We start from the raw sequence: 11697 nt of genomic DNA, 5'->3' as shown, positions 1-11697 counted from the left end.
GGTGAAACGGCTGTCGCCGTCCTTTGGCGGCGCGGCGCGTTTCGACCCGAGACTAACAATTTGACATTTCTATAAAAGTAGATATACTAATCCTCATGGATACTTTATCAATACTTAAAGCTGTGTCTAACGAGAAACGGTACCATATTTTAAAATGGCTGAAAACACCTGAGGAGCATTTCGGGCCTCAATGCCATCTAACCGATGCTTGTCAGTTTGCTGGAGGCGTCTGCGTCGGTTCGTTTGCTGAAAAATCGGGCCTTGCGCAATCCGTTATATCCGGCTATTTAGTGAAAATGCATAAAGCAGGCTTGCTGGAGTCGAAGCGGATCGGACAGCACACTTATTACAGACGCAATGAAGCTAACATTCGGCTTTTCAAAGAAATGATTCAGGATGAGCTATAACCTTGCTTATGCCTGTTCATTTCATGCTTTTATATCTATTTTTATAGAATTATAGATTTTCTATTCGATTAGGAGGTATTTTATTCATGAGTTCCATTCAATCGTTGTTCAAGCCGTTCTCTGCAGGTCCACTTTCCCTGCCTAACCGTGTCGTAATGGCACCTATGACCCGCGGTTTTTCTCCAAATGGCGTTCCGGGTGAAGATGTTGTCGCCTACTATAGACGCCGCGCCGAAAATGGCGTTGGCTTAATTGTGACAGAGGGCACGCTGATTAACCATCCGGCTGCCACCGATAATCCAAACATCCCTAACTTTCATGGCGAAGCTGCATTAAATGGCTGGGCGAAGGTCGTCGAGGCTGTTCATGCGGCTGGCGGCAAAATCGTTCCACAGATCTGGCATGTTGGCACAACGCGCAAGGTCGGCTCCCATCCGAACCCGGAAGCACTGCCGATCGGCCCTTCCGGTATTACTGCAGAGGGCGAGGTCGTGAATGAGCCTTTGACCGAAGCCGAAATTAAAGACGTTGTTGCAGCTTACGCACAAGCAGCAGCCGATGCGAAACGGATTGGCTTTGACGGCATTGAGCTCCATGGCGCGCACGGCTATTTGATCGACCAATTTTTCTGGGAGAAAACGAATAAACGGACGGATCGTTATGGCGGCGATATGCTGTCGAGAACGCGTTTTGCGGTCGAGATTATCGAAGCTTGCCGCCAAGCTGTCGGACCTGATTTCCCGATTATTATTCGCATCTCGCAGTGGAAATCGTCCGAGTACACAGCTAAGCTTGCGAGCACTCCTGAGGAATTGGGACAGTTTCTTGCTCCGCTTGTAGAAGCTGGAGTAGATATTTTCCACTGCTCGACTCGCCGCTTCTGGGAGCCGGAATTTGAAGGCTCGGAGCTCAACTTTGCAGGCTGGACGAAAAAGCTTACTGGCAAACCAACGATTACCGTTGGCTCCGTAGGACTAGATGGCGATTTCATGAGCCTCTTTACCGAAGGCAAAGGCGCAGAAAACGCTAATGTGGATGATCTGGCCTCACGCCTGGATACAGGCGAATTTGATCTTGTAGCTGTTGGCCGCGCCCTGCTCGTCGATCCTGCGTGGGCAGATAAAGTCCAAGGCGGAAGACAAGATGAATTAATTCCGTTTACGCCTGCTGCTTTGCAGACGCTGCACTAAGAAATGATTTTACACTAAAAAATATATGCCCAGCGCCTCCTTTTTCACGGATTGGAGGAGCTGGGCATTTAATGTTTATACTTCCATAAAGATAGACTTGGCGGACACAGCAGACGCTAATTCAACGGAATCACGGGTTAAGACACAGGACGCGGACACAGGAGTCGTTAATGTCTCGCCAATAGCCGTTTTGACGGGATAACGAGGGTTATAACGGATCTCCTGTCCGCTCACGGCCTGAAATCGGTTCAAAAGTCAAAATAGCGGAACCTCAGTCCTCCAAATAGGAGTGGCAGTGCGACTCCCGCTTGCATACACACCCTAGCCATTTTACCAATTAACTCTGCTTTGCGAACAGCTCCCTCGCCTCGTGATAGCTCTCCAATGTCCCAATATCAAAGCGCTTCCCTTCAAATTTGTAGGCATGAACCTCTTTATGCCGAATCAGCCAAGGAACAAAGTTGCCCGGTGCGTCAGGGTTATTGCCCTCTGCCAAATATTGCTTGATTAAAGGGAGTGTTGACTGCTGGTAAATATAAAAGGGAGGACAGGCCAACTTGGATCTAGGCTGTGCCGGCTTTTCCTCAAAATCTATAACTCTACCCTTAGCATCCATTTGGATAACACCTGTGCGCCTAAGAAAATCGATGTCCTCTATCTCGTGGGCTGCAATCGTATCCGTACTCGCCCTTTGATAGAAACGAACCATTTCGGCTAGTTCAAAATCAAAAAGATTGTCGCCAGCCATGACCAGAAGCTCATCGCCGAGCTTTTCCTGTTCCAAGACAAACTGCAGGTCGGCAATAGCCCCTAAGCGGTTCTCGTTGCTTGTCGTCCGATCATCAATGACTTTAATCGGCTTGAAATAATCTGATTGGCTCGCCCAGTCTACAAAGTGGCTATAAAAACGGGCATTGGTCACAATAAAAGTCTCGTCAATCAAGCTAACCCTTTCGATTTTCTCCATAATATGGTCCATGATCGCTTTCCCTCCAACCTCCAGAAGAGGCTTTGGAAAGTCCTTTGTCAAAGGATAGAGGCGAGTTGCGTAACCCGCTGCTAAAATAATTGCCTTCATTCGTATTTCCCTCGCTTCTAACCCCAGTTATATGATTCGCGCGCCATCATCGGTTTTGCTAAAGCACACCTGATACAAATCCTTATACGCCGGATGCTGCTTTGGATATTGTGCATCAATGGCGGCTTTGATTTGCTCCTTATACGCCGGGTCCACCAGACCAATACAGCAGCCTCTGTAGCCCGCTCCGCTGAATCTGGCTCCATATACGCCTTGTGTATGCTTTAGGATATGGAAAATGCTGATCAGCTCTGGACAGCCACATTCATAATTATGAATGGAGCTTTCCCCCGATTCAAGCATCAGGCTGCCGAATTTTTGCAGGTCCCCCTGCTTCCACGCCTCGGCGCCTTGCTTCACCCGTTCATTCTCAGTGAAAAAATGCTCCGCCCTCTTCTGAAATCTGCCTTGCAAGCCTGACTTATGCTCTTGGTAAACCTCATACTCGATATCTCGGAGCTGGGTGCCTTTCAGGTTTTTCATAGGCAAGCCAGCCATCTCGTGCAAAAGCCATGCGGCCACTTTGCATTCATCTACACGGTTGTTATAATCGGTCCCAATCAATGCCTTGCTCACACCAGAATAAACAATCACGACTTCAAATTCCGGCATCGCTTGCGGTCTTTCGATCAGCTCATAGCTTTTGGTTTTGGTATCCATCACGGTCAAATAGCCTTCACGGCTTAAAATATTGATTGACTGATCCAGTATGCCATTATTCAGTCCGATAAAATGGTTCTCTACCCAGTGGCTATAGTTGATTAGCTCAAGCTCCGGGAGTTTAATCCCGTTCACATCGCAAAGAGCCAGAAGATAGGCGGTCGTTACCGCTGCCGAAGAGCTCAAGCCGCCAATAGGATGCTTGCCTCTAACTAATGCATAAATACCGTGCTTTAATATATGGTTCTTTCTTAGGGCCATAACGGCCCCTCTTAAATAATTGCCCCAAAATCCCGGCACCATCGCCGGAACCTGTTCCAGATGAAAATACTCCTCGTCGGGGAAATCCAAGCTTTGAACCCTTATATACGGCTCTTCGTTCTGAACATAAACCATATCCACAGAAATATCCAGCGTCATTCCGGCTACCATTCCAGCTTGATGATCCACATGGGCCCCGAAGGGACAAAAACGAAGCGGCGATTTAATCGTTTTAACCGTATGCTGCAATTGAGGATATTTGAGCTTTAACCGTTGTTCCAAATGGTCCAATTCGTACACCCCTCTTTTTGTGAAGGCAACGTATGTCATACATAGGGGCAATCAGCCCTTTTTCAGCCTTTTTAGAAGCAGTGCCCTTTTCTCTGGCGAAAGGTTGTCCAAAGCGGAGGGACGATCTTTACCGGAGCTTTGCTCCAGTGCAGCCTCCGAGGCGGTTTCCAGAAACATCGCTGAAAGTGCTTTTCCAACCGCAGCTATAGGAATATCCGTCAAATACTTTTCCTTATACGCTTTCAAATGCGGCTGGTTAACTCGCTGCTCTACCGTTCGCAATCCTCTGGTCGACTTCATATGTGCGATGGTTATATCCGCCGTCAATTCAGTACCGGTGTAGGAAACCAGATCCTCCTTGATCGCATAGACCTGATAGCCGCCCTTATTGATTAAGCGTGATAATGCCGGGCTTTCCTTGTGATTTTCCGTCCCATAATACATTTCCTCTCGCCATTCCCGTATAAAAGAAGGGGCTTTCTCGATGGAATTAATGACAAAGAAGGACGCGATATATTCACAAAAAGCTTCCTGCTCTTCACGGCGACAGGCGACAAAATCAGCATTTTCCGGTATCAAGCGGGTAAAATCTGAAAGGAACAGGCAATCTGAATCGATCATGACGGTAGGCAGTGAATCCTTTTCAATGACCTGCAGCAAAAAAGCGGTTTTGGAGTATACATTTTTGCGCCAGTCCTCATCGTGAAGCAGCACATGCTTCGTATTCAGCTCGGTTGATACGATTTCCATCTGCGGAAAAACGGACAAATATTTTTTATCGTCCTCGGAAAGTCCGGTATCATAAACGTAAAGCTTATGGATACGGCTTAAATCGACATTGTCATAAAAGGAATTGACAAACAGCTTTCCAAAGTCAAAATAATCACTGTTTAGTACCGTCATTACATTAAATATCATAGCTTTTCCCCCTGCTAAAAACGTTCTTACTCGCCAGCTGCTTGTTTATCCGCTCCAGTTCCCGGTCTTCCTCCTGCTGAATGCGATCCTTATCCCTTATAAACAGCGGCCCCGGAATGGCATCAGGTAAAATATCATCCATATAGCGGAGTGGATTATACTTTAGCCCAAGGAAGCTCCAGGCCGCCATAAATAAGCCGATTAAAATAAACAGCAGGCCTATTCCCCGTGTCGGCCCCGTGCCTACAATCCAGCCCAGACTCTTAACAAGCTCTGGATGATCGACAAACAGCGGTTTGAATATTTTGTCCGACAGCAGTCCGCCAATATAGTAGCCCAGCGGAATGGTAGGCAAAGCGAATAGCTGATTGATCGAAAATACCCTTGCCAGCAGTTCGGCCCGCACCTTGGATTGGATCAATGTCTGCCAGTGGGCGTTTGTCATCGACAGCGAGACGCCGTAAACAAATACTCCCGCCATGACCAGCCAAGTTATTGGCGTAAGCCCCATTACGATGTAGGAAAGACCGATAAGCAAGCTAAAACCAATCATGCCCTCCGCTCTTCTGCGGGTACCTCCCCACAGCCCCATAGCCACCCCGCCTGCGAGTCCCCCTATGCCAATAGCTGAGGTCACCATTCCGAGTACAACGGTAGATCCAAAGGTTAGAACGAGCGGAGTAATGAGGACGTTGGCCATCCCCAGCATCAAATTGGAAATCATAAAAAACAAAATCAAGGCTACGAAGCTTTTGCGCTTCCTTATGAAGTTCCAGCCTCCGGCCATTTGAGTCCAAAATGGCTCTTCAATTTTGCGGAATAAGGAATTTGGAAACCTTATAAAGAGCAAAGTCGATATAGCAAAAACGAAGGATAGGAAGTCGATGAGAAGAATGCCCGGCAGCTCAAGTGTCATCACCAGAACGCCCCCCAGCAGCGGCGCAAGCACTTCGCTCGAAGAGGTAGCCAGCTGCACAATTCCATTGGCTTGTCCGAGATAGCGCTTGGGCGCAATTTGGGCAACTGCCGCCAAATAGGCGGGACGCTGAAAGGCATTTGCAATGGATAAGGCCGCCACCGCGACATAAATATGCCACGTCTCTAGCGAGTTGCTGTAGAAGAACAAGGCGATCATAATCGTTACAACCGCAGAACATACATTACTCCAGATCAGAATATGCCTGCGATCCTTTTTGTCCGCCAGAACACCTGCAAAAGGAAGCATTAAGATACCCGGCAGGCGGTGGAACACCAGCGTTGCGGCAAAATCCATAATGGCGCCTGAATGGCTGTAAACCCATAGGCCCATCGCAAAACCCGTTAAGCTGGAGCCCATCATGGAAATAAACTGCCCAAAAACGAAGATGAAAAGCGTTCGCAAATTCGGGAGCACTTCCGGCGATGCTGCCGTCTCCCGGTTATTTTGCTTCTGACTTTCCTGGTTCCCCTGTTTCTCCTCGTTCGCCTTCTGCTGCTGCCACGCTTCAAGGCCATTCTCAATACAATCAGCTACGTCATGGGACTGGTGCTTGAAGAAATAATGTCCCGCATTCGGGATCAGGTCTAAATCCACATGGCTGCTGAAAAACTCCCAATCCTTATACTGCTCCTCGTAAAACTCGGTCGTTCTGTCCCGTTCGCCGACTATGCAAAGCAGCGGCGCCTTTAATTTTGCATGATTGGCATCGGCATACCGATCAGAGTAATAACGCTCGCTTTCACGGCGGTCATGCCTAAGGCTGCGGATAATAAAATCCCGCTCCTCTCCTGACAGCGTCTCGCTGAAGCCGCCCAAAGAGCGGAGCATATCCATATAGGCACGGTTCGAAATGCGGCGGTCCCGTGGCAATAGCTTATTCCATAGCTTGAACAGCTTGCCCGGCAGCTGGGAAACAGGAAAATTCCCTCCCATAACGACGCCAGCCAGGTTCATATTCTCTTGCTCCAGGAGCCTCGCTATTTCAATCGCCAGAGCGCCTCCAAGACAATGCCCATAAACAACGATGGATGGAGCGGCAACCTTGTCCTTTATTTCCTGTACACAGCGCCTTGCTACTTCTTCCAAAGGCTCAAGGACTTCATCCTTATTGCTGAAATCATGTCCGGGAACTTGAACCGCATAAAGGGCATAATGATCCGCCAGCGCATCGGCCAGCGGCTGATAGGAAATCGCGCTCCCGCCAGCAAAGGGAACACACACGATGGCAATCTCCTCAGCGGCATTTCCCCCCCTCGAAAGTCGGTGAAGGACGTCCCCGCTGTCCGTACTGCCCTGCGAAACGATAGCCGACAGCTCACCAATCGTCGGATATTTGAAAAGGTCGATAATGCTCAGCGCATGATCAATTCCCCGCACAACTTGGACCGCCTTAAAGGAGTCTCCTCCCAGACTAAAAAAATCATCGTTTATCCCTATTCTCTCGATGTTCAAAACCTCGGACCAGACAGCAGCCATCCTCGCTTCCAATTCGTCCCGCGGCGCTTCATAGTCGCTTTCAGAGGCTGCTTCTACGGCATTCGGAGCAGGCAGAGCGCTGCGTTCCACCTTGCCGTTTGCGTTCAAGGGCATTTTATCCAGCTCCATAAATACCGCAGGAACCATGTAGCCCGGAAGCTTCTCCTTCAGACTGTTCCGCAGTGCGGATAGGTTAACCGGCTGGGAGCCGCCTGGCACATAGTAGGCAGCGATCTTCTTTTCGCCGCCAGCGTCTTCATGAACGGTCACAAAAGCATCCTTGATGCCGGGATATTCGAGCAGCGATGATTGGATTTCACCTAGCTCGATTCGAAAACCCCGGATTTTCACCTGTTCGTCGACTCTGCTCAAAAACTCAATAATGCCGTTTTCCAAATAACGCACTATATCTCCGGTTCGATAAAGCCGTCCGCCATTTTCCTCGTCGAACGGATTTGGAACAAACTTTTCTACGTTTAATTCCGGTCTGCCTAAATACGCTCTGGCAACTCCCGGCCCGCCAATGAATAGCTCCCCGGGAACTCCTATAGGCGCAAGCTGCATTTTATCATCCAGCACATAGATAGAAACATTAGGCAGCGGACGCCCCAGCGGCAGCACCGACGTATGCTGGGCGGGCCTTTTTTCGGTTACGGTATACGTCAGCATGGACACCGTCGTTTCAGTCGGTCCATAATGAATTTGGATCTCCGTCTCAGGCTTAGCCGCCCTGATGTCATCAATCATGTCCCAATAGGAGGGCTCGCCAGCAAGGATAAGCCGTTTATTCGGAATAATATCGCGCAGGTTCGCGCGTTCCCGCAGCGCCTTGAAATGGCTTGGAACCATTTTAATGACATCGATTCCGTGCTCCCTGAAATATTTGGCATATTGCTGAGAGTCGACGGATTGGTCATAGGTCAAAATATGAAGCTGTCCGCCCGTGTTTAATGCTGCCCACACATTAATAGTGGCGAGGTCAGCGGCAAAGGTGGAAGCAATCGCGTATTTAAGGCCTGGCTCGACATCCAGCCTCTGCATCACGCCGAAATAGTAATTCAGAAAATTCCCATGCTCTACCGCAACACCCTTCGGCTTGCCTGTAGAGCCTGATGTATAAATGATGTAAATCAGATTGGAAGGCTGCAGCGGCACCGCCATATTGTCACTGCTCTGCTCTGCAATGGCAGGCCAGTCAGCGTCGAGATACACCCATTCCGCCGTTGCAGTATCGCCTAAGGAAACCGCTAAATGCGCCTCGGCAACTACAATATCAATGGAGGCATCCTCCAGTATGTACCTGATACGTTCGACAGGAAACAGGGGATCTATTGGAACGTAGGCTCCGCCTGCTTTCAAAATTCCAAGAATGCCCACTACCGTTTCAAGCGAACGCTCGGCAAATAGGGCTACACGTTTTTCAGGGCCAACTCCTTTAGCGGATAAATAGTGCGCAAGCTTATTGGCTCTTTGATTAAGCTCCTCGTATGTGTAAGACCTGCCCTGGCAAGCAGCAGCAATAGCAGCTGGACTTTTCTGCACCTGCTCCTCGAAAAGCTTGTGAACATACGGAACATCAGGATGATTAATGTATTCGGAAAAGCTCCATTCTGAGAGCAGTGTTTGTTTTTCTAGTGGGGTAAGCGTCTCAATTTCATGAGCCTTTAAGTTAAAGCTTTCGGCCATAGAGGAAATGATCTCCATGTAATGGCCTGCCATGCGCTGAATCGTTTCGGGAAGGAATAGATCGGTGTTATAGGTCAAGAAGCAGGTCATTTCGCCTTCAATGTACTTGACGGCCAGATTCAAATCAAACTTTGTCGTATTGTTGCTGCGCAAAAAAGGACTGACTTCCAGCTCGGCAAGCTGCAGGGCTGTTTTCTCTATGCTTTGAAAATTAAACATCGCCTGAAAAACAGGAGAATAGCTCAAATCACGCTCAATCTGCAATTCCTCCACAAGCTTCTCAAAAGGAAGCTCCTGGTTTGCCACGGCGCCCATAACGGTTTTTTTGACCGTTTGCAGCAGCTCCCTGATCCGGGGATTGCCTTCCAAACGAACTCTGATCGCCAGCGTATTGATGAACAAGCCCATCAGGTCTTCAACCTCTTTATGGGTACGCCCCGCAACCGGAGAACCTATGACGATATCATCCGCTTGGGTATAACGGTTAAGTAAAATAGCAAAAGCCGTTAATGAAAAAACAAATGGGGTTATCGCTTCTTCACTTGCAAGCGTCTGAATTTTGCCTGCCATGCCTTCTGGAATAATAAATTTATGAACCTTCCCATTATAGGTTTGTACATCTGGACGGGGAAAATCCGTCATCAATGGCAGACACGGAGGAGCTCCCGCCAATTGTTCCTTCCAGTACTGGGTCTGTCTCTCTGTAACTTTTCCCTCTAATAGATTCCTTTGCCATACCGCATAATCCATATACTGCACGGGAAGCTCCGGAAGCTCCGGCTGCTGGCCTCTGGCAAAGGCATTGTAAAAACATTCAATTTCCTTGTTCATCACACGCAAGGACCACATATCCGACACGATGTGGTGGACGACGATAATCAGATAATGCTCTTTTTTTGAAACAGACAGCAGCGTCACCCTTATTGGCAGATCGTTAGCCAAATCAAACGGATTGTGTACCTCTTCGTGAACAAAGTCCTCGATTTTCTCTTCCAGCTGCTTTCTGGTGAACGCCTTTACCGATTTCTCGCCTATCGTAACAACCGGATTGGAATGACGGCAGCACTCAACCTCATGCTCGCGATTACGATAAACCATCTGCAATATCTCATGCCTGTTCACAATCGCATCGAAGGTTTGCTTAAGCGCATTCAAGTCCAACCTGCCCACCAGTTTGGAAACAAGATGGGTATTATAGGCAGCCTTGTTCGTATGCCATTGATCAAGAAACCAGAAGCGCTTCTGCGAATAGGAGGCCGTAAAGCGGTCTTCGCCGGTTCTTTCCAGCCGGGTGATCTTCAAGCTTTGCGCCGGCTGCTCTGCCCCCTGTTTTTTCATCCTCAGAGCCAGCAATGCCTTCTGTTTGTCCGAAAGGCCGCTCCATTTTTCTGCAACCGCGTTGTTATCCAATTCTTTACTCATTGGCCATTACCCCGGCTTTGATTTTTTTTATTTAACCTTAAGGCAAGCAGCGCCTTCTGGGCAGGAGTAAGCTTATCGGTCATTTGGGCAACGGTACTCTCTTTAGCAGCAGGGACTAGGACTTCTTGCTGCATATTTTCCGCTGCAGCCTGCAAATTCAGCAAATATGCTTCAACCCGCTTGCTTCCTCCCCTATTTTCTACATAATCCAGTGCCGCTTCCCTTGAACGTCTTGATACATCCTCATAGTGCTCCCTTTCACTCAATAAACGTCCGAGTGCCTCCTGCCACGGCTGCATAGGCTGCTCCGGTATGTCCGATACGGGCAGGCTGCGTTCATCAACAGCCTGTTTGTAGCCCTTAATCGGATTTACCGGAAGCACATACTCTACTCCCAGCTTGGCCTCTGGATTTCCCCCAACGTCACTTGCAAGAACAGGGATGCCTCGCAGCATAGCCTCAACGATCGTCCTTGATTTGGCCTCAGCCCACAAGGAAGGAACGAGCATAACACGGGTTTGGCAGAAAAGCTTGTTCATATCGTCCACTGGATCAAAAATACGAACGTTTTTGAGCTCCCTCAGCGCTTTCATATCATCGGAGGTTGTACCCCATGTCGGAATGGCGGCAAATGACAGCTCAGGAAAGGAGCGCGCCAGCTCTAGAAAAATCGATATCCCCTTGTAAGCGCATGGATTCACCATGGCCACATAGCCTTTATCGAAATTTCCATAGTCCGGAAAAGGACCGTCGCCAAATAAAGAAATGGGCAGCACCTCTGCTTTGAGCTTGGCCCACTGCCACATATAGTCCTTGAGATAATCGCCAACGACGACAATGGCTGCCGCTTTGCGCAGCAGCTCCGTCTTATCAGGCGCCTCTATAAAACAATCCGGCCCAAAGGGCAGATAGAGGGTTGTTCTGGCAAGGTAGACGACTTTGGAAGCTGCGTTGTTTACAGCCGCCTCCAGCAGTACATGCCCCACATCCTCCGTAGAAATTAGAATTCTGTCGGGAGCAAAGTCCTTTATTTGCCTGATTAAATAATTTTTCAGCCTTGCGCTGTCCATGGCTGCTCGCACCTTCACAGCATGAACAGCAACACCTTTAAGATGGAAGACGGAAACTTCGGAACTTGAGGATATAACCTCAATCTCATCAGCACCCCGCAGGTCTTGTTCTGAGGCACTATTGACCAAGGCTGTAGAAACGACGCGGCACTCGTGCCCTAAGCGGCTTAATGCTTCCATAAGCGTTCGGTTAGATTTATTGGCTCCACCTAGTGCAGGATAGTAGGATGCATTTTGAGCTAGTAACAGCTTCATACCC

Annotated in this window: 7 protein-coding genes; 2 read left to right on the top strand and 5 right to left on the bottom strand. The window is 48.8% G+C overall.

The annotated features are described in order from the left end of the window. Positions 1-95 precede the first annotated feature (95 nt). Together MHB80_RS10670 and MHB80_RS10665 are read left to right on the top strand one after the other, a co-directional pair. Complete coding sequence (locus MHB80_RS10670) at positions 96-407, top strand: helix-turn-helix transcriptional regulator (RefSeq protein ID WP_341282115.1); 312 nt, start codon at positions 96-98, stop codon at positions 405-407. An 86-nt stretch (positions 408-493) separates the two neighbouring features. Further along, positions 494-1597: an NADH:flavin oxidoreductase gene (locus MHB80_RS10665; protein ID WP_341282114.1), complete on the top strand. Its 1104-nt coding sequence runs from the start codon at positions 494-496 to the stop codon at positions 1595-1597. 337 nt (positions 1598-1934) lie between these two features. Here the strand turns inward: MHB80_RS10665 and MHB80_RS10660 are convergent, their stop codons facing one another. Genes MHB80_RS10660 through MHB80_RS10640 form a run of 5 tightly spaced genes read right to left on the bottom strand, consistent with a single transcriptional unit; the run spans position 1935 to position 11693 of the window. Further along, positions 1935-2675, bottom strand: a complete 741-nt coding sequence (locus MHB80_RS10660; protein WP_341282113.1) for a nucleotidyltransferase family protein — start codon at positions 2673-2675, stop codon at positions 1935-1937. Between the two features lie 27 nt (positions 2676-2702). Continuing rightward, entirely contained in the window at positions 2703-3887 is a 1185-nt protein-coding gene (locus MHB80_RS10655) for a hypothetical protein (RefSeq protein ID WP_341282112.1), read from the bottom strand. 51 nt (positions 3888-3938) lie between these two features. Further along, positions 3939-4805 (bottom strand): hypothetical protein, encoded by an 867-nt coding sequence (locus MHB80_RS10650; protein WP_341282111.1) that lies wholly within the window; start codon positions 4803-4805, stop codon positions 3939-3941. Then, positions 4795-10368: an amino acid adenylation domain-containing protein gene (locus tag MHB80_RS10645; protein ID WP_341282110.1), complete on the bottom strand. Its 5574-nt coding sequence runs from the start codon at positions 10366-10368 to the stop codon at positions 4795-4797. The genes MHB80_RS10650 and MHB80_RS10645 overlap by 11 nt, the downstream gene beginning before the upstream one ends. After that, the gene (locus MHB80_RS10640; protein ID WP_341282109.1) at positions 10365-11693 is read right to left on the bottom strand and encodes a glycosyltransferase family 4 protein; all 1329 of its coding nucleotides are present in this window, start codon (positions 11691-11693) and stop codon (positions 10365-10367) included. Before MHB80_RS10640 ends, MHB80_RS10645 begins: the two co-directional genes overlap by 4 nt. Positions 11694-11697: the final 4 nt, after the last annotated feature.

Source organism: Paenibacillus sp. FSL H8-0537 (assembly GCF_038051995.1).
Classification (GTDB): Bacteria; Bacillota; Bacilli; order Paenibacillales; family Paenibacillaceae; genus Pristimantibacillus.
This window is presented reverse-complemented; position numbering and strand designations above follow the sequence as displayed.